Source organism: Novosphingobium sp. FG137 (genome assembly GCF_057809735.1).
Genome location: NZ_JBMDKN010000002.1, coordinates 195,095 through 216,637 on the forward strand (window position 1 = coordinate 195,095; position 21,543 = coordinate 216,637).

Below are 21,543 nucleotides of genomic sequence, written 5' to 3' on the forward strand. Positions count from 1 at the left end.
GGACAGATCGAAATTCCACACTTCTGGACACCGGATCATTGATCCAGCGCAACTGCGCTCAGCCGGCCTCCACCATCGCGATCCGCTGCATCACCAGCGGCAGTTGGTCATTGCCGAAGTACATGTAGGCGCCGTCCACGAAGATCGTCGGCGAACCGTAAGCCCCGCGCGCAATCGCCTCGTCAGTGTTCGCACGCAGCCGCGCCTTCACCGCATCGCTCCCCGCTGCCGCCTTTAGGCCCGCGCCATCAAGCCCGCAGGCATTGGCAATATCCTCCAGCACTTCCGGATCATCGATATTACGCGCGTCGCCGAAATAGGCCTCGAACGCCGCCTCGCTGAAGCGCAGCAAATCCTCAGGCTGCTCCGCCAAAGCGCAGCAAAACCGCATGGCGTGGACTGACTTCACCGGATGGAACTCCGAGGGGAAATTCATCCTGAGCCCCGCCAGCCGCGCCCATTCCTTCAGCCACACGAAGCTCAGCCGGAACTTCGGATTGTCCGGGTTGGCGCGGCTTTCATAAACGCTCTGGTTCACCGCGTTGAACACCCCGCCGACCAGAAACGGCCGCCAGGTAACCGCCAAATCGCGCCCTGCAATGGCTGCGCGGAAATTGTGAAACGCCAGCCGCGTCCACGGCGAGGACAGGTCATAGAAAAACTCGACTCGCACGCTCATGGCTTTTCCTCATTCTTGATCCCGAACAGCACCCGCCGCGTCTCGGCATCGTCCTGCGGCCGCTTGTTGATCCGCTCGCGCCCCACTGCCATCCCGCGCCGCAGGCCCGGGCGCTCCTTCAGCCGATCATACCACGCTTTCAGTGCCGCAAATTCCTCCAGCGGAATCCCTTGCGCCTTCCACGTCTGAATCCACGGGAAGCAGGCCATGTCGGCAATCGAATAGGCCTCACCCGCCACATGCTCCTGCCGCGCCAGTTGCCGGTCGAGCACCCCGTAAAGCCGCAGCGCCTCGGCGCGGTACCGCTCGGTGGCATAGGCAATCCGCTCGGGCGCATAGAGCCGAAAATGCCCGTGTTGCCCCAGCATCGGCCCCAGCCCGCCGACTTGCCAGAACAGCCATTCCATCACCGCCTTGCGCCCGCGCAGATCAGTAGGAAGGAACTGCCCGGTCTTCTCCGCCAGATAGACCAGGATCGCCCCGGTCTCGAACACGGGCACAGGCTCGCCGCCATCAGCCGGGGCATGGTCGACGATCGCGGGTATCCGGTTGTTCGGGCTTACCGCCAGAAAGTCCGGCGCGAACTGCTCGCCCTTGCCGAGGTTGATCCACTTCACCTCATACGGAAGGCCGCATTCCTCAAGCATGATGGAAATCTTCCACCCGTTCGGCGTGGGCGCGCTCAGCAATTCGATCATCACCGCTCCTGCATCTGGCAAGCGGCGCAAGGCATCCCACGGCGGCGGCGCGCATGCAACGGCGCGCGCGCCTGCCAAAACCTACAGGTTTGCAAAGGTCGCCACGATCCACTTCTGGATCAGCTTGATGGCCGGCAGCCCGCGCAAATCGCGGTGGACGATCAGCCAGGGCTGCCGCGTCGGCAGGGCAGCCGGCAGCGGAATTTCGACCAGCGTCCCCGTCCGTGCCGCAAATGGTGCGGGCAGAAAGGCAATTCCGGCCCCGCACAGCGCCGCCGTCAGCAACGCGCGCGTGCTCCCCGTGCGCATCACGACGCTCTCGTCCAGCCCGCGCCGGGCGATCCACTCCAGTTCCGGAAGGCGGCCATAGCTGTCATCATAGACCAGCAGCCGTTCAGCCCCGAGGTCGATCGTGTCCGCCGCCCGCCCCGCCAGATAGGCCGGGGCCGCAAAGAACCCCAGCCGGATCTCGGCCAGCCGCCGCGCATAGAGGCTCGCGCCTTCGGGGCGGACCATGCGGATCGCAAGATCGGCGTCACGCCCCGCAAGGCTGACGACATCGGCCTGCGATTGCAGGTGCACCGGAAAATCCGCCCCGCTCGCCCACAACCGGTCAAGCGCCGGGGCCAGCACGTCGGAGATCACGAACTCGGTCGCCGATATCCGCACCGGCACCTGCGCCCCGCCCTTGCGCAAGCTGTCCGCCACCCGGCGCACGCGCAGCAGTTGCTCGGCCAGCGGTTCGGCCGCCTCGGCAATCGCGAGCCCGCCGGGAGTCAGCCGCACGCCATCTGCGCGGCGGTCCACCAACGAGAGGCCGAGCGCGGCCTCCAATGTCTCGATCCGGCGCGAAACGGTGGAAATGGCCACCCCGCGCGCCTTGGCCGCCGCGCTCAGCGTGCCTGCCTCGCGGATGGCGATAAGATCGGCAAGGTCCTGGGGATTGACGCTGATGGCCCGAATCCTCGCGCAAACAGGAAAGCGGTTTGCGATATCGCAAAATTACAGCACCCGCGCAATGCCGTAACCCATCAGACAATCGTGGGAGATCAACACAATGAATGACAGACAGGCGGGTCTGCGCGGCATGCGCACTATCGGGTTCTGGCTGGCCGCCGCCATCGCCGCATTGCAAGGCCTCAATGCAGTTCGCACCTTCGCCAATCCGCTCGGCTTTGCCACCTACATGGGCCTGCCGCTGGCGGGCGCGGAAGCGGCGGCATGGGTCCAGGTCTATGGCCTGCGCGCCGGCTTCATCGCGATTATCACCACGATCCTGCTGATCCGGCAGGACTTCGCCGCGCTGCGCTGGACAGCGCTCGCCGCGCTGGTGATGCCGCTCGGCGATGCCTGGCTGACCGTGCATGCAGGCGCACCGACTGCAATCGTCGCCCGCCATCTCGGCATCGCGGCGTTCCTTGTCGCGGCGTGGTTCTTCCTCTCGCGCGCGGCCACCCGTCAAGCTGCGGAACGGAGCGCCTGATGCCCGGTCTGCTGGCCCGGCTCGGCGCGCGCCTCGATACGTGGAACGGCGCGGCGCGCATGGCCCGGTTCCGCACGGGCTGGCCCGCGAAGGCCACCCCGGCGGTGCGCTTCCATTCTACCCCGCTGGTGCAATATCGCTATCTGGAAGCTGGCTCAGGGCAGACCATCGTCTTCACCGTCGATCCCCCGATGACCATCGAGGTCTATGCCCCGCTGCTGGCCATTTTCTCCGAACGCTTCCGCGTCGTGGTGGTCGAATTGCCCGCCATGGGCTTTACTGCTGCCGCGAGCGGGTACGGCTTCGGCTTCACCGAAACCAATGACGACCTCGCCAGCTTCATCCGCGCGGTCTGCGGGTCCGGCTGCGTGTTCGCCTTCTCCTGCGCCGCCAGCCTCGCCGCGTTAGATATCGCCCGCCGCATGCCGGAACTCGCCTCCCACTTGTGCCTGATCCAGGGCGGCGGCACGGAGGCCTTCGCAATCTGGAAGGCCGGGCGCGATCCCAAGGGCATTCTCGCCCGCCCGATCATCGGCCAGCTCGCAATGCGCCGCCTCGCCCCGCGCCGCATGCCGCAATGGTACGGGCTCTCGGTCGGCCGCAAGGAACGCGTCGCGGACTTCTGCGAATGCGCTGAGCGGTCCTTCAGCCATGGCGCGATGTGGTCGCTTGCCAGCGCCTACCAGATCTACCTCGCCCCGCGCCCCGAACTGCCGCGCCCGCCCCAGCCCATGCTCTCGATCTGGGGCGCCGCCGATGGCTCGCACCCGGCCAGCAACGCCCACTCGCTCGCGCGGCTCTATGACGGGGTCGAGCAAGTCACCCTCGATGCGCTCGGCCATACACCGGAGCTCGAAGACCCTGCGCTCGTGTTCGCAGCGATCACCGCATTCCTGGACCGGACATGACAAGCATCGCCCCCGGCATACCCGACGGCTTCGCACGACACTTCCGCCAAAGCCCGGTCACCGACCCATGGGAGCCGCTCTACATGCGGCGGGCCGATGATCTCTTCGTGCTCGCACTGAGGATCGACACGCCCCACTGCAACGCACGCGGCTTGCTGCACGGCGGCGTGATTTCGGCTCTCGCCGACAACGCGATGGGCCTCGCCTGCGTGCTCCTGCTGGAGAATGCCTCGGCGCTGACGATCAATCTCTCGGTCGATTTCCTGAGCACGGGAAAGGTCGGCCAATGGCTCGAAGTGCGCGCCGCCCCCACCCGCCTCGGCAAGACGCTCGCCTTCGCCGATGCCCGCGTGTTCGCGGACGACGCCCTCATCGCCAAGGCCAGCGGCACGTTTCGCATCGTGGCGCGGTAACTTCGGGCGCTGGCCCGCCCGTTCGGCATGCTAAAGGGGCTTGATGCGCGCCAGCGATCCCGCCATACGGCGCCTCCGGCATAGCCGCCGAGTCTGGCTATCAGCCGGTCCGTGTGCGGGTGTAGCTCAATGGTAGAGCAGCAGCTTCCCAAGCTGAATACGAGGGTTCGATTCCCTTCACCCGCTCCAGCGCTTTCAATGACTTAGAGGGTGTGAGGGGCCTGCGTTCTGACTCCTGCCGAGTCAGAATTCTGACTCTTCGCGGCAATGGCAGATTTGAGGAAGGTGATCAGCTCGGCATAGGCGTCGTCCGGCAAAATGCCGACGAGGTACATTGCCAGCAAGCGAGCGCGGTTATCGACGTTGAAATTGTGTTCGATCATCAAGCGATCAAGCTCAATAAACTGATCGGCGATATCGGTCATGCCTTCTTCCTTTGGCGTGATTTCTTGGTGCTGTCTGCCAGCAGGGCGACGGTCATGTTGCTGTCTACGGGGCCGTAGACCTTCATGATGGCGTCCACGCTGCCGGGTTCGTGGCCGGTGAGGGTGGCGATGCGGTCGTGGCTGTAGCCCTGACGCTTCAGCTCTACCACGCGGCTGCGGCGCAGATCGTGCCAGACAAGATCATCCATGTGCGTGCGGCCGGTCTTCTCGATCGCGTGATCCTTGATTTCATTCCAGCGCCGGTTGAAGTGGCGATAGAGCCAAGGCTGCCCGCCGGGCTGGCCGGGGGTCTCGTTCACCAGCACGTGCGTGAGCAGGCGTGGCGGGGTGGCGGCGCGATCGACGGCGCGGTTGCGCGCGAGGGCGGCGCGCACTTCGGCCAGCAGCTCCGGCTCGATCGGGATGTGCATGCTGACCGGGCTATCGCGGTGCTTGCTCTTGCCCTGCACCAGCAGCCAGCCCATGACCTTGCCCTTGTCCGGCCCCTGCCGCACCGTGAAGACGGCGCGATCCTGCGCATCGAGGATGTGGTTCATCGGCACGAGCTGGGCTTCGGTGAACTGGAGCAGGTCTTCGGTGCGCTGGCCGGTGTAGAATGCCAGCTTCATGGCGAGGGCCATGAGGGGATAGCCGAGATTGTTGGCAGCGGCGATGAACGCGGCGCGATCGTCCGCCTCCCAAATCTGGTTGCGGCCTTTGGGCTGGCTGAACTTCTCGTGCGGGTTCTTGATCCAGGCGAGCAACGCGCGGAAGGTGCGCAGCCGATTGTGCGCCGTGGTATCCGACACCTTGCGGCCGAGGTGGGTATAGGCCCCGCGCCCGCGCAGCGAATCGGTCCAGTTGGTGATGTGGTGGGGCAGGATGTCGCTGGGCAACAGATCCCCGAACACATCGCAAATGAGCTTCAGGTTGCTGCCAGCGGTGCGCTGGTGGCCGGGCGACTTGTGGACGAGGTATTGCGTCCGGTAGCGGTCCGCATGTTCGCGGATGGTTTGAAACTGGCTGTGCTTCAGCGGCGCGGGCGCGGGCGTGATGCCGGCATCGCCGGCGGCTTCGGCCGGTTCCTCTCCGCGCCGCCAGGCGGCAACTTCTGCATTGCGGTGCTCGGCCCCGGCGAGGGCAGCGCGCTTATCTTCCTTGAAGGCGATGGGCTTCCACCCGGCAGCCTTTTCGGCGCGGTTGGGTTCCCAGTACCAGAGCAGGCGTCCGCCGGCGGCGGGCTTCACCGTGAGGCCCTTGATGGAGCTGGCGACGAGGCGCGCGCGGCGCAGCTCGGGAGTGGGCTTGGGCATCGGGCGTACTCCTGTGTCAACGTCAGGGGCGCAATAGGGGGAATGTGTGGTAGATGGCGGCGGCGCGGTCAACAAACGGGGGCGTGGCGATGGACGATGATGTATTCAATCCCGAATACTACCTGCTGCTGATCGTGCTTTGTGGACTGGCCAAGGGCTGGTCCGAAGTGATGGAGCGCGATGTAAGGCAAACGGGCTATGCCTTTGCGCGGGCTTACGGAATGCTGTTCATCGCAGGCTTGGCGCTCGATTTGCGGTATGAGGGGCTGGCCTGGGCGAGCGTGCTGCATTTCGTGCTCAAATACCTGGGAGCCTATCATGGGGCGAGGCTGCTTTCGTGGGCTGTGACCGCGACGCTTGCCAGGTATCATCTGATCCGCCCGCCCCGCGATGGCGCGCGTGGCAATCCCTGACCTTGGCCGGGCAGGTTTCCCACCAGAAATAGCAGGACCCCGACCCGGCCGCAGGATCGCGGCCGCAGATCGATTTGCGGCGCTCGGTCATGTGGATCGCTTGCGCTGATGTTCGCCGCAGAAATCGCCCGTCCTTGTCCATGGACAGTGCTGCGAATTGCCGTCGCCGTAGCGCACTGGCGGGTAGCGCCGGCATTCGCCCATTCCGTTGCCGAAGGGCTGATGAAAGTGGCAATTGCCACAGCATGCCTGTTCCAGCGGTGAGGACGGGCGGTTGACCATGGTGTCGATCGTGATGATTGGCGGAATTGGCGGACAAAGAAACTCGCCAAAAGCCATGAGCCATCGGGGCCATTTCATACCGGATCGTCCAGATACTCCAGATCGTCATCCGACCCGCAATAGCCGTCGCACTGGTTCTCGCCGCAGTGCTCGCAGACGTCGAGGCATGCCTCTTCGCCGCAATGTTCACAGCCGCAGCCGCCGAGTTCATCGGAGCCGCAGCAGAGGAAGCCGCATGCGTTGCACATGTTACGCTCCATCCCCTTCGGTTTCGTCGCAGATGGGGCGGCTGAAGCGAGTATTCCAAGCGTCACGCAAGGCCGGTTTCGGATCATCGCCGCACGCAAATCGAAGGCCCATGCAGCCGTGGCAGCGTTCGTTCGTGCATTGAATGAAGTGGCCGCCAAAATCAGGATTGGCTTCGCCGCCTTCGGTTACAATGCCAAACTTGGCAGGTGCTCCGCAGAACGGACAAGGTTTCAAGTCTTCTCCCATCGCCCCTACTCCAGCCCCAGTGCGCATTTGTAGGTATCGAGGATGGCGTCTTGTTCTCGACGATCATCGGGCCGGAGTTTGCGCAGGCGGACGATGGCGCGCATGATCTTGGGATCGTAGCCGGTGGCCTTGGCTTCGGCGTAGACGTCCTTGATGTCGTCGGCGATGCCCTTCTTTTCTTCCTCCAAGCGCTCGATGCGTTCGATCAGGAGGCGGAGGCGGTCGTCTGTGGAATCGGCCATGGTTGTTCCTTTGAGGTTGTGGGGCCGGTCAACGCGACCGGCCCCGGTGCGACCCGCTGGGCGGGATCAATCGCGCCAGGTGAGCGCCTTGACGGCCCACATCTGCGCGCCCTGTGCTTCGGTGATGGCGATGCTGGCGAGGCGCTTGGCTTCGGGCGTGGTGCCCGGCGCGTTGCGGAAATCGTTCATCTGATCGATGGCAGACGCAAACTGCGCCTTGCACATGGCCACGGCATCATCGCCGCTGGGATTGAAGGTGAGGCCAACGGCCTTCTGGCCGAATGTCAGTGTGTCACTCATTGCTGTGCTTTCGCTGGATTGCCGGGTGCCGCCCGGCGCGGGATCAGAAGGGCAGGTCTTCGTCGTCGAGGTGCGGCTTGGCATCGCGGACGAGGGCTTCGCGGGCGAAGGCGACGCCTGCATCATCGACAGCTTCGGACAGCACAGCCCAATTCTCGCCCGATGGCAGCGCATCGAACGGCGTGCCCTTGTCCAGCAGGCGCAGGAAGCGCTCTGCCAGCAGGTGCCGGGTGCCGCAGGCGGGCGGTTCATAGGGCGGCAGGCCATAGGCCTCGCCCGTCTGGTGGCGACCGTAGGCGGCGCAGGCGGCTGCCGTGAGCTGGTCGATATCCTCCATGGGCGCGATGGCCGCCAGCGCGGGGCATGCGTCCATCAACGCGGTCTTCATCACGTCGAAGGGATCGGTAGCGATGCCGCTTTCGCGCGGCGGCGCGGGTGTCTCGACTTCGCTCGACACGAACGGGTCTTGGATGACATAATCGCCGGAAACGCGAATGGTGTGTGCCGGATTGGGCTTGGCAGGGCCTTCGGCGGGATCGGCCGGTGAGGCTGGGTGGTCTACACCACGTTCGGCGAGGAGCGCATAAAGCGGGCGTTCCGCAGTATGGGGCAAAGCAACCGCTACGCGCCGAAGATGGTCGGTGAAAAGCAGATTGCCAAACTCGTTTTCGGCAATGCTGAACTTCAAGCCAGCGTCGGTGGTCGAGTATCGAAATAGCTCCTTCATGCGGCAAGGTTCCTCCAGTTGGGGAAGCGGCGGTCTACCGCTTCGGTGATGCGCTTCACGGCGGTGGCGAAGTGCTTTTCGTTGTGTTCGATGCCGGTGAAGCGCTTGCCCAGGCGGATCGCGGCGACGCCGGTGCTGCCGGTGCCCATGAAGGGATCGCAGACGGTGCGGCCGTTCACGTTGGCGAGGATCTTCACCATCACATCATCCGGCTTCACGGTGCCGTGATCATGAGTTTTCGAGGGGAGCGCGCGGGCCGAGACGTGGCGGTGCATATCGTGGTGTTCGCCCACGGGATGGAAGCCGCGATTCCAGGCGTGAATGTAGGGCTCCAGATCGGGCAGATAGTGCTTGTTGCGGTGGGGCGATGGGTTCGGCTTCGTCCAGGCGCACAAGGCGAAGCGGTGAAAGCTGCCATCGAGATAGGGGAGCAGCCGGGGCAATTGATCATTGTGGCAGAACACCACGACCGCGCCGCAGAGCATGGGGTTGATGATGAAGCGATCAAACCCTTCGGTCAGCCCTTCGGCCACGATCCGATCACTGTTGCCGCGCGCCTTGCGCCAGGCGCCGCCGCCGCTGTTGTTGAACTCATAGGGCGGGTCCATCACATCGGCATCGAACCAGCCAAGGGTGGGGCGGATGGCATAGGCATCGCCCAGAATGAGCGTGGCGGGGCCGATGCGGACGGTGTGGGGAGCGGTCATGGCGCGGGCGCCCATGCTTCATCATACCCGGCGAGCCAGGCATCGCGCTGCCAAGGGCGGTCTTCGCCATAGGGGCACTCATCGCGGTAGTGCTTCGCGCCGATGCGGCCGCGTGCCGCGCCGCGATTGAACGCGGCAATCAGCACAGCGTTTGGGGGCGGTGGCGGATCGGCCAAGGCTGGGCGGATGCTCATGCCCAGCCATCCAGAAAGCGGGCGAGCGCGGAAATGAGCTGGCCGTGTTCATCGGGATCGAGCGTGCCCGGCGGGGGCATGGCGGCGCGCTCTATGCGGAGAATGGCGCGCAGGGCATCGGCCGTGTTCTGCGCCGGATCGAGCGCGAAGGGTTCAAAGGCTTCCTGATCGCCTTCGCGCGAGAAGCGCAGCAGCTCTGCCACGACTTCGGAAAGCTGGCTGGCCGCGACCAGGGCGAGGCCGCGCCGGGCATCGGGCTGGGCGCAGTGGCTGCACAGCCTTTCGCCGACCCACCAGCAGGGGCCGCGCAGATCATCGCCGCAGGCGCGGGTTTCGGTGCAGCCGCAGACGGCGCAGGCGGCAGGCATCGGGACTTCGCTTGACGCGAACGTGAGGGGGGCGGTCATTGCAGATCGCCTTTCGCGGCGAGGCAGCCACGGCTCCAATCGGAGTCACGGGATGCGGAAGGCAGCAGCTCCACCCCGGCAGCGCGCTTGGCCTGAAACTCGGCCATGGCAGCCGGTTCATAATCATAGGAATGATCGTTCGGCCCGGCGATGGCGCGCGGGGCTTCATCTTGCGCAAAGTAGGCGAGCGTGATCGGGTGCCAGCACCTTTGGCAATCATCGCCGAGTATCCACGGGTTGGGATAGTTGCCGTGGTGATCGATGCCATCGTGCAACGCCTTGTTCCAGCTATCGATGCCGGGTTCGTTGCACAGTGGGCAGAGCCAGCGGGTGAACTGGTCGAAGGTGGGCGGCTGATCGGTCATGCGCCAAGCCCTTCCGTCTTGACGCGGATTGTCAGCTCTGCGCCGTACCGTTCCACGCGGATGTCGGAGAAGACGGTCAGCACGACCTTGGCCGTTGCCTCACGCAGTGCGGCTTCAAGACGATCCTTCGCGGCGGCGATTTCGGCCTCGACCAGCTTGCCAGTTTCGGCGCGCAGGGCATCAAGAATGGCGGCTTCAAAGTTGTTGCTCACAACAAGCTTCCTTGGGGGCTGGAGGGCGCGGGCGCGATGGGTGGGGCCTTGGGGCGCGGCGCGCGGGCGGAGACGGTGTGGCAGGACATGCAGCGCCAAGGGCCGGTGGGGCCATCGAGCGACCATGAGGGCCACGGCGCGCCGCAATCGGTGCAGGTGGCGGGCTTCCATGTGGGGTCCGCGTCGGTCATGCGCCTTGCTCGAGCGTTTCGGGCTTGCCCAACAAGATCGCGGTCTGCTTGCGCAGAACGGCCGTGATGTGATCGCGCTCGCGTTCGCCCAGCGGACTATCGATATCGTGGATGCGGATCGACCACGGATTGAGCGGGTTGTTCAGCGTCCAAGTCGGCACCTTGGCCCAGAAATCGGGATGAGCGAGAACGTACTCGCGGCCGTCTTGCGTAAAGCGCCATGCATGGTCCTTTGGGAACATGGCAGAGCTGCCCAAGAAGGGCGCTGGCGGCAGGTCCTTCACTAGCTCCATCGCCTTGCGGATATGCTCCAGCGTAAGGCCGGGGCCATCGGAGAAGGTGCCGCTCACTTGCGCGTCCGATCGATGTAGCGGGTGCCGCTGTCCATGAGGGCGGCGACGTAGGCGACGGGATCGCGGCCAGCATCGACGGCGCGTTCCAGTTGCAGGTTGGCGATTTCGGTGATTTGCTGGCGCGCGAAGGCACAGATTTTGGCTTCGCGGGTGCCGGGTTTGGCGTGGCGGGTCTTCGTCCAGGCCTGCACGTAGGACACGAGGGCCTGACCATCGCTGACCGTGGCAGCGTGGAAGCTGCGGCGGCAGGGATCGGAGCAGAAACGCTTGCCCAGGCCGCGCCCGCCGGGGGCGAAGGGCGTGCCGCAGCCGGGGCAGGTGCAGGCCGGTGTCTCGACTTCCGGCCCTTCAGGCCGGAAGTTCATCCCGAGCGAAGACGAGGGGCTCGACACGAACGGGGCGGGGATGGCGTTCATGCTGCCACCTTGGCGCACTGGACGCGCAGGCCATGGATCGGGCATGTGACGATGCCATCGGCATCGGGCGCGAAGCTGGACAGATCAACCTTGCGGTGCGGGCAGAGCAGGCGGCCATCGGATTTGGCAATGGGTTGGGCTGGATCGGGATAGGCCGCGCGCAGGGCCTGCATGAGCTTGTTGCCGCCCAACACAAACGGAAGAGCATCAACCCGGCACATGAGCCGTTGAAGCCCCGGCCTGCCTCGCCGGTGCGGATGCGCGAAATGAAACAGCGGATAGCCAGTCGCAACTGTGGCGGCATTGGCTACGGTCGCGGTCCAATCTTCATCGTGCAAACGAAAGACACCTGCCCGCTTGGCGGCCCAGCGTATCCGGCTCTTTGACAGGAAACGAACATCGACATGGTAATGCCGGTGCGGGAAGTTGAAGTGATCGGCATCCGTGTGCAGCGGCCCCAACACGGGCCAGTGATCCCACCGGCCATGCCAGATATACTTGATGACAGGCACCATGTAGTACCGGCCGACCACGGGCGGTTCGCGCAGATCGGAGAGCAAAGGCGCGTTCATGCGCCCTTCCCCTTGGCGAGGGTGGCGGCAAGCTGGGCGTTGCTGCGTTCGAGCATCTGCGCTTCGGCGGCATCGGCCATCTTGACCAGCTCGGCCGCGAGCAGGCGCGCGCCTTCGGGGGTGAAGGCTTCGTGCAGCATCAGGCGGTGGCGCTGGAGCTGGAGCAGGATGTGGACCGGGCCGCTTTCCAGCGTGAACAGCGATGTGCAGAACCACATTGCAGGCAGCGAAACCTGCCCGCCGGGCATTTGCGTGACAAAGGGCAGTGGGCTGATCGTGTGATCGGCGGCATCAAGGACGCGAGCGGCGCTATTGTCGCAACCGGCAAACGGATCATCGGCCATGATTGGCTTCCTTTTCAGCCTCAAGATCGAGGCGCTGGAGGAGGACGAGGGAGAGCGCGGCGAGCTTGATCGCGCGGCGGCGCTGGAGGGCGTGGCCCTGCTGGAAGTGTTCGCCATCGGCGAGGGCCTGGACGCGGCGGAGCAGCTCCCCCACGAAGTAGCGCACGGGCATGCCCGCATCGCTTTGCGCGGTGTGACCATGGACCAAAACCTGATCGAGCCGGGCCTCCAGGACTTCGCGCAAGGCGCTGTCTGCCAAGAGACGCTGGGTGAAATCGGCCAGCTCTTCCGCATCGAACGTGGTTTGATCCATGGCGGCGCTCATGCCGTGCCGCTCCACCCCGCCACCCACGCGGCAAAGCCGGTGAGCACCGCGACGGCGACCATGGCGACGATGAACAGCGCCAGATCGAGCAGATCGGGGCGCGGGTTTTCAGGCGGCATCGGGTGAAGCATCGCCCTAACCCCAGAACCGGAGGGCGGCATCGGCCAGCACCGCGCCGACATAGAGCGCGGCAAAGCCGATAAGCAGCGTGTAGGGCAGAGCGCGCGCCATGCCGGGGGCGAGCAGCGCGGTAGACGGCGGCGGGGGCGGCGGCATTTCCGCATCCCAATCAGCCTGCTGCTGGTGGAGGGCGTTCATGCCTGCACCTTGCCGGTGAAGCGTTCGGCGAGGATCGCATCGACGCGGCCGGCACGGGTGGCATCCGCCGGGAGGCTATCGGGCAGGGTGCCGGCGTAGCGGGCATCGACCCAAGCGTCGACGGCGGTGCGCAGCCATTCGCTTTTGGGGGTGACGGCATCGGCACCATGGACGGGCATGCCGGCGCGCAAGCGCGAGGTGACCGGCGGGGGGAAGCCGGACGCGCGAATGTGCGCGCGGATGTGGTGGACGACGGTGCGGATATCGACCGCCGTGAGCCGAAGCTGGCGGGCGACGTACATCACGCCGCAGAACTGGCCGCGCTGGCCGAGTTCGGTAACGGTTTGCGTGGCTGGCGGATTGGCCGGGGCCGGACCGGCGCGCCAATCGGCGATGTTTGTAACAGACATCGAGAACCTCCGTTCGGGTGAACGGAGGTGTTATGTTCTCGAATTGATTACAAGGTCAAGCGCAAAAATTATCGGATCGATAACACGCCTATGCCGCTCGATCGGAATCAGCGGTTTTTGCCGGATCGGCGAAGGGCACCGGATCACGCGGTTCGGCAACGCGGTGGATCATATCGCGCTGGAACGGGGTGGCGGCACGATAGGCGCGAACCAGCTCCATCTCCTCTTCCCGGAGGAATGCGTTCTGTTCCTCCTCCAGCAGCAAATCCACGGGCGTGAGGCCGAGGGCGCTGGCGATGCGCTTCATGTAATCCAGGGTGAGCTGCATGCGGCCGACTTCGAGCGAACTGATCGTGACCTTGGAGACGCCGACCTTATCGGCCAGCGCCTGCTGCGACAGCTTTTCCGCCATGCGGATCGCGCGGATGCGGTTGGGTGCCTTGTCCATAGGCAGGAGATGAATGACATCACAAACCATGGCTAGACGAGTAATTGATGACGGGGGCTTGTCAACGTGTAATCGAAACCATTACACGAACCATTATGACACATCCTGACAGCATCGATCGCATTGACACGACGGCCGCCCTGTCTTTGCCGGGCACCTGCCACCCGCTGCGTGCCTGGCGCATGGCGCAAGGCCTTTCGCTGGCGCAAGCGGCGGACAAGGTGGGGACGACGCGGCAGGTGTGGCACAATTGGGAGACGGGCAAGCGGCGGCCGCGCCCGCGATACATGGCGCGGCTGCGCCAGGTGACGGGCGGCAAGGTGAATGCCGATGTGTTTTACCCGGAAACAGATGCTGCGTGATGGCCGAAGGGGCACGGCGCGAGCTGACAGCAGAGCAGCAGGCCGCACGCGCGGCCGAGCTGGCGGAGATTCGCCGCAGGTTGAATGACCGCGTGGACGAGCTGGTGCCAATGTATCTTTCCGGGGCGCGGCAGGCGGGCCGGTTCTGGGAAGTGGGCAGCCTTGAAGGCGAGCCGGGCCAATCGATGAAGATCAACCGTGACGGCACGCTGAAAGGGCACTGGACCGCGTTCAAGCTGCAACGGGGCGAGCACGGCCGCAGCGGGCAGATGCTGGACCTGGTGATTGCCAAGAAATACGGGGGCAATTTCGGCGAGGCGATCAAGGCGCTGCGCCAGAGCCTTGGCCTTGCCAATGTGAGCGATGCCGACCGGGCGCGGTTTGCCCGCGAGGCGGAGGCGCGCGCAGCGCAGGCCAAGGTGGACACCAGCGCGGCGGCGGCAAAGAAGCGCAGCCGGGCGCAGGCGCTGTGGCACGGCGCGGTGCCGATCCACGGCACGCCGGCGGAAGCCTATCTGCAATGGCGCGTGCCGGGCTGGCGCAGCCTTGGCGCGTGGCCGGGAGCGCTGCGATACCGGCCTGACGTGGGGTGCCCAATCCGATCGCATTATCCGAGCTGGATCGGATATCCTGCCATGCTGGCGGCGGTGTTCGGCCCCGAGGGCGACATTGTGGCGGTGCACCGCACCTACGTCGACATCAGCGGGTGGGACCATGCGAGCCGGACTGGCCGCGTGGTGCAGCACAAGCTGATCCGGCTCGAGCTGGAAGAAGTGGACGAGGAAGGCGAAGTGCGGGTGATCCGGGGTGAACCCGAAGTGATGGGCACGCGCCACCTTGGCTTGACGGGCAAGATCAAGAGCCACAAGGCGACACTGGGCACCTATCACGAGGTGGGCGGGTATATCCCGCTGCGCAAGGGCGCGGGCGGCAAGCGGCTGCGCGATATCCCGCCGGGCACGGTGCCGCACTTTTCCGAAGGCATCGAGGACGCGCTCAACTATGCCGTGATGCAGCCGGGCGCGTGGATCGGGGCGGCGGTGAGCCTGGCGAACATGGCCAACGTGTGGCTGCCCGAGCAGGCCGGGGGCGTGTGCTTCATCGCCGATCGCGACGCGGCGGACAACGAGAGCGCGGCGGCGAGCTTTGAAGCGGCGGTGGCGGCGCACCAGGCGCGGCGGGACGATCCGGACTTTGTGCGGGCGGTGTGGCCCTCGCCGGGGTTCAAGGATTTTAGCGAGGAAGCCATGGCGAAGGCCGGTTTGGCATGAGCGGCGCGGGGGAGGACGCGACGGGCGGCGGGGCGGAAGGCCAAGTGCTGCCTGACATGCGCGGCAAGGTGGCGGCGCGGAAGAGCAAGCCGCGTGGTGCGCCGGTGGAGCGGGGCGAGCCGGATGACATGCGCGATCCGACCGGCGGGGGCTTTGGGCCGGACTGCCCGGTGACCTTTTTGGGGGTCAACGGGGATAACTTTTACTTCCTCGATTCGCTGTTTCAGTTGCGCTGGACCGACGACAAACTGGTCAAGGGCAAGCTCTATTCACTGTTCACGCCGGGCTGGATCACGGACAAATTCCCGATGATGCGCGATGGCCAGCCCATCCAAGGCAAGCTGGATCAGGACAAGGCGCAAAAGGCCATCATCGCGGCCTGCCAAGCCAAGGGCCGGATCAAGATCGACGATGCCGAGCGCCAGCGGGGCAGCCATGCGAGCCGCAAGGGCGCGCTGGTGCTGCATTGCGGGGACGAGCTGGTGATTGCGGGCGAACCGCGCAATGGGGCGGTGCGCCCGCTCTATGTGCGGCATCCAGGGCTTTACGAGCGGATGATCTTCCCGCTGGACGACGAGCTGGTGCGCCCCGCCGACAAGGCGGCGACGCGGGGCGAGGCATGGGACTGCCTTGACCATATCAACCGGGGCGGGTGGAACTGGAAGGGGCCGACGCATGTGAGGCTGGACGGCGATCCGGCGGACCCGGCGGACAATGTGGATATCTATGCCTGGCTGGTGTTTGGCTGGGCGATGAGCGCGAAACTGTGCGGCGCGCTGTTTCGCCGCCCGGCGCTGCTGGTGACGGGGCCGACCCAGCAGGGCAAATCGACGCTGCTGGCGCGGCTGAAAGACCTGATCGGCGAAGGCTGGTTCATCAGCCCCGAAGATCCCAGCGAGGCGGGCATCACGGCCGAGATGGGCAAGGCGCGCATCGCGGTGCTGCTGGACGAGCTGGAGGGCAAGGAAGACGATCCGGGCTACATCAAGCGGATGTACAACCTGATGCTGCGCAGCTTTGACGGCGGCGGCAAGCTGCGATCGAGCGTAGACCAGAAGGCGGTGAAGACCGAGCTTTATTCCAGCTTTCAGGGATCGAGCGTGCTGCCGCCGAAGATGCGGCCGCAAGAGCGCAACCGCATGATCATTGCCGAAATCGGCGTGCGGCTTGATCCTTCGCAGGCCTATGTGTGCCCGGACTGGTTTGGCGAGATGGGGCCGAAGCTGCACCGGCGGCTTGCCGAACAATGGCCGCGCTATGCCGCGACGCTGAAGGCATACGAGGGCGAGATGGCGCGGCGGGGCAGCACGGGGCGCGAGCGCGATTGCTATGCCACGGCGCTGGCATGCGCTGACCTGGCGCTGTTTGAAGATGCCCCGGACGCGGCGAGTGAGGCTGGCAAGGATGCTGACAATCCGGCGCGGGTGAAGGAAATCGTGGCGGCGATCGTGCCGCTGATCAGCACGCTGCGCACCGAGAACATCGACCATCCCGAACGGGCGGTAGCAACGCTGCTATCGAGCCACCTGCCATCGAGCGGCGGGCAGGTGCAGCAGACGGTGGGGCAGTGGATCGAGCGCGGGATCATCGCGCTGGGCACCGATGACGAGACGGGGTGGAACCTTGCCCGGACCCAGCTGGCCGCCCACGGCATGCGGCTGTGCAATCTGAAGCCGGACCATGCCGCCAGCAAGGCCGGTGTGATCGAAATGACTGACCTGGGCACCGGGTATCTGTGCATCGCGGGGCCGACGCACGAGGGCATGGCAAAAATCTACAAGGCCACCGAATTCAATCAGGGGCGGTGGCCCGATGCGCTTTCGCGCCTGGTGCATGTGGTGCGAAACAAGGCTGGCCACGAGACGGGGCAGATGCCTGCGATCAAGGGCAAGATACCCAAGATCGGCGGGTGGCAGGGCGCTTGCACGCTGATCCCGCTGGCGGCGTTCCTCGACCTGGTGGACCTTTCCGAGCAGATCGAGATTGCGATCGCGGCGAAGGAGCTGGGCCACGCTGAAGCGGTGCGGCGGATCAGGGAAGAGCGCAAGCGCAAGGGGGGCGGCGAATGAGCGGCGAGCCGGAGGGCGCGGCGGTGCTGCCGATCCGCGAGGGGCTGGACCTGGTGGCCGACGTGCAGCGCGAGGCTTTGGACTATTTCAAGGATCGGCTTGCCGCCTATGGCGGGCCAGACATGATCGGGATGTGCTTTACCGTGCATGACAAAGACGGGCGGTGCGTGTCGTTCAGTTATTCCGCGCTGGAAGGGTTGCCCAATGCCCTGCTGGAAGCGCAGGCGGCCGTAGTGCTGGCGGACGCGGCGCGCGGCGGGAGTTGTGGCGGTGGGTGACGGCAAGCCGCTGACAGAGCGGCAGCAGCAGTACATCTGGCTGGCGGGCAGCCACCCTGACAAGATCGTTGTGCAGGGGCGGGGCTATCGCACGCGGCAGTTGGGTTATGGATTGGACGGGGACGAACTGGTTCTGTTCGGTTATTCCACGCCGTTGCTTTGGCTGGAGCGGCGCGGCCTGTTCCGCAAGCTGGCCAATGCCAATGCCTACGTGCTGACCGATGCGGGCGAGCAAGCGTACAGGACGCTTTTGGTGCGCGGTGCGGGGCTGCGTATCAATCCGACGCTTCGGAAAACCACTGTGAAGCCGCGCGAAACGCCTTGAGCGCATGATGCAAAAAGGCCCCGGCGCTGGTGCGGCGGGGCCTTTTGCGTGGGTGGCGGGTGGTTTGGTCAGGCCTTCCTGATCCTGCCCTGATCGATCCAAAGCGTGGTCTCGTGGGGCATGTCTGCCCGGACCCAATCGTGTGCCTGCGAGGCCCTGACAGGATCGAATTGCGGCCATGACGGTTCGGGCGGCGGCGTGCCGGTGCGCACGCCTTCGGGCGTATCCCAGTAGGCCTCCCAGCGCTCCTGAGAGGCTTCCTGATTGCGGATGTGGGTGAGCAGCGCGGGGCTGGTCATTTCCACCAGCATGCCGGTATCCGACGCGCTGCGATAGCGGATGGCGTAGGCCATGGTTCAGGCATCCCCATCGATGCGGGCGAGGAGCGCGGAAATCTCTTCGTCCAGCGCCTCGCCGTCTTCAAGGTGGGCGGGCGCTTCGAGATCGCGCAGCAAGTCTTGCGCCTTGCGCAGCGCGGCTAGAATTTCGAGTGAATACTTAGCCAAATCGCTGCGCTGGTAGTGGTCAACCATCTTTTCAGCGAGCCGCCGCGTATTGCGCCAGCAAAGCGGCTCCGGCGACTGATCGCCTTCGGCGCGAATGGCAAACATGCCGTGCTTGGTCTTTTCGATGATGTAGGTTCTCATGTTTCATTCTCCTGTCTGGCGCGGCCACCGTGGCCGCCCACATGGCCGCCGGACCGTGATCCGGCCCGGCGGCACAATGGGCGGTCAGAGCAAGCCGAGCTGCAATGCCGGCATCGGGGCAGGCATGGGGGCAGGCGATGGCGCGGCGATCGGCGCGGGGGCTTCCTCGGCCTCGGCATCGATGTCTGCCGGTTCATCGTCCAGGCCTGCGTTTGCCAGCACCATGTCTGCGGCGAGCTGGGCGAGGCTGGCGGCCTTGAAGATCATCTTCTTGTCGCTGCGCAGCGCGGTGAGCCAGTGCGCCAGATAGGCGGCATGGTTATCGATGTGATCGCCGACGATGCCGAGACGCGCGCCGACAAAGGCCGCGCCGATTTCGGCCACCAGCTCTTCGAAGGCATAGTCCTTCGAGCCGAACGCGTTGAGCTGGGCGCGATCAAGGCGCGAGCTGTGGCCCGTCCAGTGGCACAGCTCGTGCGCCAGCGTGGCAAGGTATCCGCCTGCCGTGTGGAAACGGTCAAACGTCGGCATGTTCACGTAGTCCTGCGAGGGAACGTAGAACGCCTGGTCGCCGCTTTCGCGGATATCCGCGCCGGAGCTGCGCAACGCCGCCTCGGCCAGCTCGGCGCGCTGCTTGGGGCCATAGGGGAGCGGCGCGGCAGCGGCGGGCAGGAAGCGGGCGGGCAGCCCGTCAATCTGGTCGACGTTGAACACGGTATAGCCGCGCAGCATGGGGATTTTCTTCTCGGCTTCGCCGGTGGGATCGGCGCGATCGGCAACGGTGAGCTGCTTGAAGAAGACGATGCCGGTGCCCTTCTCGCCCTTGCGGACGGCACCGCCGAGCGCGATAGCCTGCTTGAAGGTCATCCAGGTGCTGGAGCGGTATCCGCCTGCCATGCTGGAGGCCCACAGCAGCAGCACGTTGATGCCCCGGTAGCGCTTGCCACAGGCGCGGCGGGGCATGCCGGTGCCGGTATCGCTCACCCAATCCTTGCGCCAGGGGCGCGCGCCGCTTTCGAGCTGGCGAACGATGGTGTCTGTCACGTCCTGGTAGATGTCGCGGGGCATGGTGGTTTCTCCGTTTGAGGCTGGCAGAATGGCCGCCTATCCGGCAGCCGGACCCGTTCTGCGGACCCGGCGGCACGGGGGGCGGTCAGGCGCGAATGACGGAAACGAGAGCCTTGGCCGGGGCCAGCTGGTTGCCGAGCTGCAAGGCTGCTTCGGCATCATCGAAGCTGGCGCGCTCAAAGCCACGCTGCTTTGCGGCCCAACGGCTGTTGAACCAGTCGAATTCTTCGCCCTTGCGATAGAGCACGCGGTCATCAGCGTTGCCGCCGAACATCGGGTCACCGTTGCCGGAGAAGTACCAAACCTCGAACATGGTTCAGGCCTCCCGCGCGAGGATGTCGGCGCATTCCAGCAGCTCGACCAGGCGGCGCGCCCAGGCTTCGGCATCAGCCTGCTTGCCGCACTGCTTGTAGGCGATGGCCTTGGCGAGAGCCTGGGCGATGGCGGAACGGTCAATCATGGGTAGGCCTCCGTTGGTTGGGAGCCCTATAAATATAAGCGTTATCGGTTATGTCAATATCCGTTATCGCTTATTCGGCGCGATTGACGCAAAAAACGATAACGGATAAGGCTTCGCGCCATGGGTAGACCGGCAATTGGCAAGTTCACGGCGGTGCGATTGGCACCGGAAACGCTGGCGCGGATCGATGCGCTGGTGCCGGACGGGAAGCGCGCCGAGTTCATCCGGCACGCTGTAGAGCTTGCCCTGACTGCGGCAGAGGCTGACCGCGCCGAAGGGCACGGCGACGCGCGCCAGGCGGACGGCAAGAAGACTTAAACCAGCTCGCGCGGACAGCATCGGAACCCGGCCATAGCCGGGGCCGATGCGGTGCGTCCGCGCACATCATTCCTTCCTCTCGGCCGAGTTCGCCCGGACCCGATGAGGCGCGCCGCGTCGTCATAGATCGGTTAGCGCCTCGCTCTCTCTATCCCGGACCCGTACCCATGGATGGGGATGGCAAGAGGGCTTTGCCGGGCCTGCCGGTGGGTCGGGGGGCGGCGATAACCGCAAGGCTAACTTGCGGCGCTAACCTATAGGGCGGGGAAAGGCCTTGTAATTGCTCGCTTATCTGGTGGTGGTTAGCAGGTTAGCGGGTTAGCGCCCTTCTCTATATGCGCGCGATCAGGCGCGCGCGATCGGGCCGGATCGATGGGCTTCGCGGCTCGCATGCGTATTTGGCAGGGCAAGGCGCTAACCTGCTAACCTATCGGATTATATCTATATGTTTCTGTAGGTTAAGAGGGGTGGCCGGTTAATCGGTGGCGGTTAGGGCGGTTTCAGGCGTCGCTACCCATTAACCATTTGCGGCGGCTCCGATCCGGGGGATACATATCCGGCCCTATGGCGTCGGGCACTCATCTCGCAGCGAATAAACTAGGGGCTGGAAATGCCGGGGCGCTCGGCGTGGCCGCCTCGATGTCGTCCAGACGGGTGTTTGGTGCGGCGGGGGGCGGCGCTGCTGGGAAGTTTTCCGGCCGGATCGGGGCGGCGGCGGCGGCCTGGTCGAGCTGCGGGGCGCGGATCGGGATCCGCGGAATTCTGCGGTTTCGGGGGGCCTCGATCGGGCAAGTCAGAACGGCGAAGTCAGAACGGGGCGCGCAAGTCTTTGATGTTTCGCGGTTTTCGGGCGATGCGGTTCAGCCTGACAGGCTGAATTCGGCCGGTCTGGCCTTCGGCCAGGGGGGGCGACCCCCTCGCCAACGGCGACCGCTTCCCCTCCCCGTCGCTGACGACAGGAACCAGATTGGTCAAAAGTTTCCGGACCGGGGCCAGCCCCGCGACAATGGCCGCTGCAAGGCCGAAATCGGACGCCTGAAAGGGCGCGGAGTTCTTCAGGCCCCACTGGGGTCAGGGGTGCGGGCGGCACCAAGCGCAGGTGTCA

General features: G+C 65.3%; 41 protein-coding genes and 1 tRNA gene. 11 read left to right on the forward strand and 31 right to left on the reverse strand.

Going from position 1 to position 21,543, the window contains the following annotated elements; translation table 11 throughout:
* Positions 1-58: 58 nt before the first annotated feature.
* The 3 genes from ACODS2_RS06525 to ACODS2_RS06535 form a co-directional block, all read right to left on the reverse strand.
* Positions 59-679, reverse strand: a complete 621-nt coding sequence (locus ACODS2_RS06525) for a 2-hydroxychromene-2-carboxylate isomerase (protein ID WP_488998085.1) — start codon at positions 677-679, stop codon at positions 59-61.
* Positions 676-1,377, reverse strand: a complete 702-nt coding sequence (locus ACODS2_RS06530; RefSeq protein WP_488998086.1) for a glutathione binding-like protein — start codon at positions 1,375-1,377, stop codon at positions 676-678. Before ACODS2_RS06530 ends, ACODS2_RS06525 begins: the two co-directional genes overlap by 4 nt.
* An 81-nt stretch (positions 1,378-1,458) precedes the next feature.
* Positions 1,459-2,370, reverse strand: coding sequence for a LysR family transcriptional regulator (locus tag ACODS2_RS06535; RefSeq protein ID WP_488998598.1), 912 nt, complete (start codon positions 2,368-2,370; stop codon positions 1,459-1,461).
* Positions 2,371-2,434: 64 nt separating this feature from the next.
* On the opposite strand from ACODS2_RS06535, the gene ACODS2_RS06540 reads away from it, so the two are divergent.
* The 4 genes from ACODS2_RS06540 (at position 2,435) to ACODS2_RS06555 (ending at position 4,370) form a co-directional block, all read left to right on the forward strand.
* On the forward strand, positions 2,435-2,860 hold the full coding sequence (locus ACODS2_RS06540; protein ID WP_488998087.1) for a DUF4267 domain-containing protein: 426 nt from the start codon (positions 2,435-2,437) through the stop codon (positions 2,858-2,860).
* Entirely contained in the window at positions 2,860-3,768 is a 909-nt protein-coding gene (locus tag ACODS2_RS06545) for an alpha/beta fold hydrolase (RefSeq protein ID WP_488998088.1), read from the forward strand. The genes ACODS2_RS06540 and ACODS2_RS06545 overlap by 1 nt, the downstream gene beginning before the upstream one ends.
* Entirely contained in the window at positions 3,765-4,181 is a 417-nt protein-coding gene (locus tag ACODS2_RS06550) for a PaaI family thioesterase (RefSeq protein ID WP_488998089.1), read from the forward strand. Before ACODS2_RS06545 ends, ACODS2_RS06550 begins: the two co-directional genes overlap by 4 nt.
* 115 nt (positions 4,182-4,296) lie before the next feature.
* Positions 4,297-4,370, forward strand: a tRNA-Gly gene (locus ACODS2_RS06555).
* Positions 4,371-4,384: 14 nt separating this feature from the next.
* Here ACODS2_RS06555 and ACODS2_RS06560 read toward each other — a convergent pair.
* Together ACODS2_RS06560 and ACODS2_RS06565 are read right to left on the reverse strand one after the other, a co-directional pair.
* A complete protein-coding gene (locus ACODS2_RS06560) occupies positions 4,385-4,606 on the reverse strand; it encodes a hypothetical protein (RefSeq protein ID WP_488998090.1) in 222 nt (73 codons plus the stop codon).
* Positions 4,603-5,919 carry a hypothetical protein gene (locus ACODS2_RS06565; RefSeq protein ID WP_488998091.1) on the reverse strand — a complete coding sequence of 439 codons (1,317 nt, stop codon included), beginning with the start codon at positions 5,917-5,919 and terminating at the stop codon, positions 4,603-4,605. The genes ACODS2_RS06560 and ACODS2_RS06565 overlap by 4 nt, the downstream gene beginning before the upstream one ends.
* A gap of 89 nt (positions 5,920-6,008) precedes the next feature.
* Here ACODS2_RS06565 and ACODS2_RS06570 point away from each other — a divergent pair, with 89 nt between their 5' ends.
* Positions 6,009-6,332: a hypothetical protein gene (locus ACODS2_RS06570; protein WP_488998092.1), complete on the forward strand. Its 324-nt coding sequence runs from the start codon at positions 6,009-6,011 to the stop codon at positions 6,330-6,332.
* A gap of 87 nt (positions 6,333-6,419) precedes the next feature.
* Here ACODS2_RS06570 and ACODS2_RS06575 read toward each other — a convergent pair whose 3' ends face one another.
* From ACODS2_RS06575 to ACODS2_RS06675, 21 genes are all read right to left on the reverse strand, one after another.
* Positions 6,420-6,671: a hypothetical protein gene (locus tag ACODS2_RS06575; RefSeq protein ID WP_488998093.1), complete on the reverse strand. Its 252-nt coding sequence runs from the start codon at positions 6,669-6,671 to the stop codon at positions 6,420-6,422.
* Positions 6,672-6,688: 17 nt separating this feature from the next.
* A complete protein-coding gene (locus tag ACODS2_RS06580; protein WP_488998094.1) occupies positions 6,689-6,862 on the reverse strand; it encodes a hypothetical protein in 174 nt (57 codons plus the stop codon).
* Position 6,863: 1 nt separating this feature from the next.
* On the reverse strand, positions 6,864-7,109 hold the full coding sequence (locus tag ACODS2_RS06585) for a Lar family restriction alleviation protein (RefSeq protein ID WP_488998095.1): 246 nt from the start codon (positions 7,107-7,109) through the stop codon (positions 6,864-6,866).
* A gap of 5 nt (positions 7,110-7,114) precedes the next feature.
* Positions 7,115-7,351 carry a DUF2312 domain-containing protein gene (locus ACODS2_RS06590; RefSeq protein WP_488998096.1) on the reverse strand — a complete coding sequence of 79 codons (237 nt, stop codon included), beginning with the start codon at positions 7,349-7,351 and terminating at the stop codon, positions 7,115-7,117.
* 66 nt (positions 7,352-7,417) lie between these two features.
* Positions 7,418-7,651, reverse strand: coding sequence for an Acb2/Tad1 domain-containing protein (locus ACODS2_RS06595; RefSeq protein ID WP_488998097.1), 234 nt, complete (start codon positions 7,649-7,651; stop codon positions 7,418-7,420).
* Positions 7,652-7,694: 43 nt separating this feature from the next.
* Positions 7,695-8,378: a hypothetical protein gene (locus ACODS2_RS06600; protein WP_488998098.1), complete on the reverse strand. Its 684-nt coding sequence runs from the start codon at positions 8,376-8,378 to the stop codon at positions 7,695-7,697.
* A complete protein-coding gene (locus tag ACODS2_RS06605) occupies positions 8,375-9,085 on the reverse strand; it encodes a DNA methyltransferase (protein WP_488998099.1) in 711 nt (236 codons plus the stop codon). Before ACODS2_RS06605 ends, ACODS2_RS06600 begins: the two co-directional genes overlap by 4 nt.
* On the reverse strand, positions 9,082-9,279 hold the full coding sequence (locus tag ACODS2_RS06610; RefSeq protein WP_488998100.1) for a hypothetical protein: 198 nt from the start codon (positions 9,277-9,279) through the stop codon (positions 9,082-9,084). The genes ACODS2_RS06605 and ACODS2_RS06610 overlap by 4 nt, the downstream gene beginning before the upstream one ends.
* Positions 9,276-9,686, reverse strand: coding sequence for a hypothetical protein (locus ACODS2_RS06615; protein WP_488998101.1), 411 nt, complete (start codon positions 9,684-9,686; stop codon positions 9,276-9,278). The genes ACODS2_RS06610 and ACODS2_RS06615 overlap by 4 nt, the downstream gene beginning before the upstream one ends.
* A complete protein-coding gene (locus ACODS2_RS06620; protein WP_488998102.1) occupies positions 9,683-10,051 on the reverse strand; it encodes a hypothetical protein in 369 nt (122 codons plus the stop codon). Before ACODS2_RS06620 ends, ACODS2_RS06615 begins: the two co-directional genes overlap by 4 nt.
* The gene (locus tag ACODS2_RS06625) at positions 10,048-10,263 is read right to left on the reverse strand and encodes a hypothetical protein (RefSeq protein ID WP_488998103.1); all 216 of its coding nucleotides are present in this window, start codon (positions 10,261-10,263) and stop codon (positions 10,048-10,050) included. The genes ACODS2_RS06620 and ACODS2_RS06625 overlap by 4 nt, the downstream gene beginning before the upstream one ends.
* Positions 10,260-10,454 (reverse strand): hypothetical protein, encoded by a 195-nt coding sequence (locus ACODS2_RS06630; RefSeq protein WP_488998104.1) that lies wholly within the window; start codon positions 10,452-10,454, stop codon positions 10,260-10,262. Before ACODS2_RS06630 ends, ACODS2_RS06625 begins: the two co-directional genes overlap by 4 nt.
* Positions 10,451-10,804 (reverse strand): hypothetical protein, encoded by a 354-nt coding sequence (locus tag ACODS2_RS06635; protein ID WP_488998105.1) that lies wholly within the window; start codon positions 10,802-10,804, stop codon positions 10,451-10,453. Before ACODS2_RS06635 ends, ACODS2_RS06630 begins: the two co-directional genes overlap by 4 nt.
* Positions 10,801-11,223 carry a hypothetical protein gene (locus ACODS2_RS06640; protein WP_488998106.1) on the reverse strand — a complete coding sequence of 141 codons (423 nt, stop codon included), beginning with the start codon at positions 11,221-11,223 and terminating at the stop codon, positions 10,801-10,803. Before ACODS2_RS06640 ends, ACODS2_RS06635 begins: the two co-directional genes overlap by 4 nt.
* The gene (locus ACODS2_RS06645; RefSeq protein WP_488998107.1) at positions 11,220-11,795 is read right to left on the reverse strand and encodes a hypothetical protein; all 576 of its coding nucleotides are present in this window, start codon (positions 11,793-11,795) and stop codon (positions 11,220-11,222) included. The genes ACODS2_RS06640 and ACODS2_RS06645 overlap by 4 nt, the downstream gene beginning before the upstream one ends.
* Complete coding sequence (locus ACODS2_RS06650; RefSeq protein WP_488998108.1) at positions 11,792-12,139, reverse strand: hypothetical protein; 348 nt, start codon at positions 12,137-12,139, stop codon at positions 11,792-11,794. Before ACODS2_RS06650 ends, ACODS2_RS06645 begins: the two co-directional genes overlap by 4 nt.
* Positions 12,129-12,464, reverse strand: a complete 336-nt coding sequence (locus ACODS2_RS06655) for a hypothetical protein (protein WP_488998109.1) — start codon at positions 12,462-12,464, stop codon at positions 12,129-12,131. Before ACODS2_RS06655 ends, ACODS2_RS06650 begins: the two co-directional genes overlap by 11 nt.
* On the reverse strand, positions 12,461-12,595 hold the full coding sequence (locus ACODS2_RS06660) for a hypothetical protein (protein WP_488998110.1): 135 nt from the start codon (positions 12,593-12,595) through the stop codon (positions 12,461-12,463). Before ACODS2_RS06660 ends, ACODS2_RS06655 begins: the two co-directional genes overlap by 4 nt.
* A 4-nt stretch (positions 12,596-12,599) precedes the next feature.
* Complete coding sequence (locus ACODS2_RS06665; protein ID WP_488998111.1) at positions 12,600-12,782, reverse strand: hypothetical protein; 183 nt, start codon at positions 12,780-12,782, stop codon at positions 12,600-12,602.
* Positions 12,779-13,192 carry a hypothetical protein gene (locus ACODS2_RS06670; RefSeq protein WP_488998112.1) on the reverse strand — a complete coding sequence of 138 codons (414 nt, stop codon included), beginning with the start codon at positions 13,190-13,192 and terminating at the stop codon, positions 12,779-12,781. Before ACODS2_RS06670 ends, ACODS2_RS06665 begins: the two co-directional genes overlap by 4 nt.
* A gap of 88 nt (positions 13,193-13,280) precedes the next feature.
* Entirely contained in the window at positions 13,281-13,640 is a 360-nt protein-coding gene (locus ACODS2_RS06675; RefSeq protein WP_488998113.1) for a helix-turn-helix transcriptional regulator, read from the reverse strand.
* Positions 13,641-13,735: 95 nt separating this feature from the next.
* Here ACODS2_RS06675 and ACODS2_RS06680 point away from each other — a divergent pair, with 95 nt between their 5' ends.
* From ACODS2_RS06680 to ACODS2_RS06700, 5 genes are read left to right on the forward strand one after another with little or no spacing between them, the layout of a single operon-like run.
* Positions 13,736-14,002: a helix-turn-helix domain-containing protein gene (locus ACODS2_RS06680; RefSeq protein ID WP_488998114.1), complete on the forward strand. Its 267-nt coding sequence runs from the start codon at positions 13,736-13,738 to the stop codon at positions 14,000-14,002.
* On the forward strand, positions 14,002-15,273 hold the full coding sequence (locus ACODS2_RS06685; RefSeq protein ID WP_488998115.1) for a DUF7146 domain-containing protein: 1,272 nt from the start codon (positions 14,002-14,004) through the stop codon (positions 15,271-15,273). Before ACODS2_RS06680 ends, ACODS2_RS06685 begins: the two co-directional genes overlap by 1 nt.
* Complete coding sequence (locus tag ACODS2_RS06690; RefSeq protein WP_488998116.1) at positions 15,270-17,342, forward strand: hypothetical protein; 2,073 nt, start codon at positions 15,270-15,272, stop codon at positions 17,340-17,342. The genes ACODS2_RS06685 and ACODS2_RS06690 overlap by 4 nt, the downstream gene beginning before the upstream one ends.
* Entirely contained in the window at positions 17,339-17,620 is a 282-nt protein-coding gene (locus tag ACODS2_RS06695) for a hypothetical protein (RefSeq protein ID WP_488998117.1), read from the forward strand. Before ACODS2_RS06690 ends, ACODS2_RS06695 begins: the two co-directional genes overlap by 4 nt.
* Positions 17,613-17,945 (forward strand): hypothetical protein, encoded by a 333-nt coding sequence (locus tag ACODS2_RS06700; RefSeq protein WP_488998118.1) that lies wholly within the window; start codon positions 17,613-17,615, stop codon positions 17,943-17,945. The genes ACODS2_RS06695 and ACODS2_RS06700 overlap by 8 nt, the downstream gene beginning before the upstream one ends.
* 68 nt (positions 17,946-18,013) lie before the next feature.
* Here the strand turns inward: ACODS2_RS06700 and ACODS2_RS06705 are convergent, their stop codons facing one another.
* The 5 genes from ACODS2_RS06705 to ACODS2_RS06725 form a co-directional block, all read right to left on the reverse strand.
* Positions 18,014-18,298 (reverse strand): hypothetical protein, encoded by a 285-nt coding sequence (locus tag ACODS2_RS06705; protein ID WP_488998119.1) that lies wholly within the window; start codon positions 18,296-18,298, stop codon positions 18,014-18,016.
* A 3-nt stretch (positions 18,299-18,301) separates the two neighbouring features.
* The gene (locus ACODS2_RS06710; RefSeq protein ID WP_488998120.1) at positions 18,302-18,592 is read right to left on the reverse strand and encodes a hypothetical protein; all 291 of its coding nucleotides are present in this window, start codon (positions 18,590-18,592) and stop codon (positions 18,302-18,304) included.
* A gap of 84 nt (positions 18,593-18,676) precedes the next feature.
* Positions 18,677-19,660, reverse strand: coding sequence for an ArdC family protein (locus ACODS2_RS06715; protein ID WP_488998121.1), 984 nt, complete (start codon positions 19,658-19,660; stop codon positions 18,677-18,679).
* A gap of 85 nt (positions 19,661-19,745) precedes the next feature.
* Positions 19,746-19,973 carry a hypothetical protein gene (locus ACODS2_RS06720; protein ID WP_488998122.1) on the reverse strand — a complete coding sequence of 76 codons (228 nt, stop codon included), beginning with the start codon at positions 19,971-19,973 and terminating at the stop codon, positions 19,746-19,748.
* Positions 19,974-19,976: 3 nt separating this feature from the next.
* Complete coding sequence (locus ACODS2_RS06725; RefSeq protein WP_488998123.1) at positions 19,977-20,120, reverse strand: hypothetical protein; 144 nt, start codon at positions 20,118-20,120, stop codon at positions 19,977-19,979.
* Positions 20,121-20,240: 120 nt separating this feature from the next.
* Here ACODS2_RS06725 and ACODS2_RS06730 point away from each other — a divergent pair, with 120 nt between their 5' ends.
* A complete protein-coding gene (locus ACODS2_RS06730) occupies positions 20,241-20,438 on the forward strand; it encodes a ribbon-helix-helix domain-containing protein (RefSeq protein ID WP_488998124.1) in 198 nt (65 codons plus the stop codon).
* Positions 20,439-21,543 lie beyond the last annotated feature (1,105 nt).

Excerpts from the sequence above, each read along its gene's own strand:
- ACODS2_RS06595 (WP_488998097.1), bottom strand. The coding sequence starts at position 7,651 with ATGAGTGACACACTGACATTCGGCCAGAAGGCCGTTGGCCTCACCTTC.
- ACODS2_RS06715 (WP_488998121.1), bottom strand. The coding sequence starts at position 19,660 with ATGCCCCGCGACATCTACCAGGACGTGACAGACACCATCGTTCGCCAG.
- ACODS2_RS06645 (WP_488998107.1), bottom strand. The coding sequence starts at position 11,795 with ATGAACGCGCCTTTGCTCTCCGATCTGCGCGAACCGCCCGTGGTCGGC.
- ACODS2_RS06605 (WP_488998099.1), bottom strand. The coding sequence starts at position 9,085 with ATGACCGCTCCCCACACCGTCCGCATCGGCCCCGCCACGCTCATTCTG.
- ACODS2_RS06725 (WP_488998123.1), bottom strand. The coding sequence starts at position 20,120 with ATGATTGACCGTTCCGCCATCGCCCAGGCTCTCGCCAAGGCCATCGCC.
- ACODS2_RS06580 (WP_488998094.1), bottom strand. The coding sequence starts at position 6,862 with ATGTGCAACGCATGCGGCTTCCTCTGCTGCGGCTCCGATGAACTCGGC.
- ACODS2_RS06705 (WP_488998119.1), bottom strand. The coding sequence starts at position 18,298 with ATGGCCTACGCCATCCGCTATCGCAGCGCGTCGGATACCGGCATGCTG.
- ACODS2_RS06615 (WP_488998101.1), bottom strand. The coding sequence starts at position 9,686 with ATGACCGCCCCCCTCACGTTCGCGTCAAGCGAAGTCCCGATGCCTGCC.
- ACODS2_RS06550 (WP_488998089.1), top strand. The coding sequence starts at position 3,765 with ATGACAAGCATCGCCCCCGGCATACCCGACGGCTTCGCACGACACTTC.
- ACODS2_RS06655 (WP_488998109.1), bottom strand. The coding sequence starts at position 12,464 with ATGAGCGCCGCCATGGATCAAACCACGTTCGATGCGGAAGAGCTGGCC.
- ACODS2_RS06695 (WP_488998117.1), top strand. The coding sequence starts at position 17,339 with ATGAGCGGCGAGCCGGAGGGCGCGGCGGTGCTGCCGATCCGCGAGGGG.
- ACODS2_RS06660 (WP_488998110.1), bottom strand. The coding sequence starts at position 12,595 with ATGCTTCACCCGATGCCGCCTGAAAACCCGCGCCCCGATCTGCTCGAT.
- ACODS2_RS06675 (WP_488998113.1), bottom strand. The coding sequence starts at position 13,640 with ATGGACAAGGCACCCAACCGCATCCGCGCGATCCGCATGGCGGAAAAG.
- ACODS2_RS06720 (WP_488998122.1), bottom strand. The coding sequence starts at position 19,973 with ATGTTCGAGGTTTGGTACTTCTCCGGCAACGGTGACCCGATGTTCGGC.
- ACODS2_RS06525 (WP_488998085.1), bottom strand. The coding sequence starts at position 679 with ATGAGCGTGCGAGTCGAGTTTTTCTATGACCTGTCCTCGCCGTGGACG.
- ACODS2_RS06600 (WP_488998098.1), bottom strand. The coding sequence starts at position 8,378 with ATGAAGGAGCTATTTCGATACTCGACCACCGACGCTGGCTTGAAGTTC.
- ACODS2_RS06560 (WP_488998090.1), bottom strand. The coding sequence starts at position 4,606 with ATGACCGATATCGCCGATCAGTTTATTGAGCTTGATCGCTTGATGATC.
- ACODS2_RS06650 (WP_488998108.1), bottom strand. The coding sequence starts at position 12,139 with ATGGCCGATGATCCGTTTGCCGGTTGCGACAATAGCGCCGCTCGCGTC.
- ACODS2_RS06670 (WP_488998112.1), bottom strand. The coding sequence starts at position 13,192 with ATGTCTGTTACAAACATCGCCGATTGGCGCGCCGGTCCGGCCCCGGCC.
- ACODS2_RS06530 (WP_488998086.1), bottom strand. The coding sequence starts at position 1,377 with ATGATCGAATTGCTGAGCGCGCCCACGCCGAACGGGTGGAAGATTTCC.
- ACODS2_RS06575 (WP_488998093.1), bottom strand. The coding sequence starts at position 6,671 with ATGGCTTTTGGCGAGTTTCTTTGTCCGCCAATTCCGCCAATCATCACG.
- ACODS2_RS06585 (WP_488998095.1), bottom strand. The coding sequence starts at position 7,109 with ATGGGAGAAGACTTGAAACCTTGTCCGTTCTGCGGAGCACCTGCCAAG.
- ACODS2_RS06680 (WP_488998114.1), top strand. The coding sequence starts at position 13,736 with ATGACACATCCTGACAGCATCGATCGCATTGACACGACGGCCGCCCTG.
- ACODS2_RS06610 (WP_488998100.1), bottom strand. The coding sequence starts at position 9,279 with ATGAGCATCCGCCCAGCCTTGGCCGATCCGCCACCGCCCCCAAACGCT.
- ACODS2_RS06710 (WP_488998120.1), bottom strand. The coding sequence starts at position 18,592 with ATGAGAACCTACATCATCGAAAAGACCAAGCACGGCATGTTTGCCATT.
- ACODS2_RS06565 (WP_488998091.1), bottom strand. The coding sequence starts at position 5,919 with ATGCCCAAGCCCACTCCCGAGCTGCGCCGCGCGCGCCTCGTCGCCAGC.
- ACODS2_RS06685 (WP_488998115.1), top strand. The coding sequence starts at position 14,002 with ATGGCCGAAGGGGCACGGCGCGAGCTGACAGCAGAGCAGCAGGCCGCA.
- ACODS2_RS06665 (WP_488998111.1), bottom strand. The coding sequence starts at position 12,782 with ATGAACGCCCTCCACCAGCAGCAGGCTGATTGGGATGCGGAAATGCCG.
- ACODS2_RS06640 (WP_488998106.1), bottom strand. The coding sequence starts at position 11,223 with ATGAACGCCATCCCCGCCCCGTTCGTGTCGAGCCCCTCGTCTTCGCTC.
- ACODS2_RS06630 (WP_488998104.1), bottom strand. The coding sequence starts at position 10,454 with ATGACCGACGCGGACCCCACATGGAAGCCCGCCACCTGCACCGATTGC.
- ACODS2_RS06540 (WP_488998087.1), top strand. The coding sequence starts at position 2,435 with ATGAATGACAGACAGGCGGGTCTGCGCGGCATGCGCACTATCGGGTTC.
- ACODS2_RS06690 (WP_488998116.1), top strand. The coding sequence starts at position 15,270 with ATGAGCGGCGCGGGGGAGGACGCGACGGGCGGCGGGGCGGAAGGCCAA.
- ACODS2_RS06545 (WP_488998088.1), top strand. The coding sequence starts at position 2,860 with ATGCCCGGTCTGCTGGCCCGGCTCGGCGCGCGCCTCGATACGTGGAAC.
- ACODS2_RS06570 (WP_488998092.1), top strand. The coding sequence starts at position 6,009 with ATGGACGATGATGTATTCAATCCCGAATACTACCTGCTGCTGATCGTG.
- ACODS2_RS06590 (WP_488998096.1), bottom strand. The coding sequence starts at position 7,351 with ATGGCCGATTCCACAGACGACCGCCTCCGCCTCCTGATCGAACGCATC.
- ACODS2_RS06620 (WP_488998102.1), bottom strand. The coding sequence starts at position 10,051 with ATGACCGATCAGCCGCCCACCTTCGACCAGTTCACCCGCTGGCTCTGC.
- ACODS2_RS06730 (WP_488998124.1), top strand. The coding sequence starts at position 20,241 with ATGGGTAGACCGGCAATTGGCAAGTTCACGGCGGTGCGATTGGCACCG.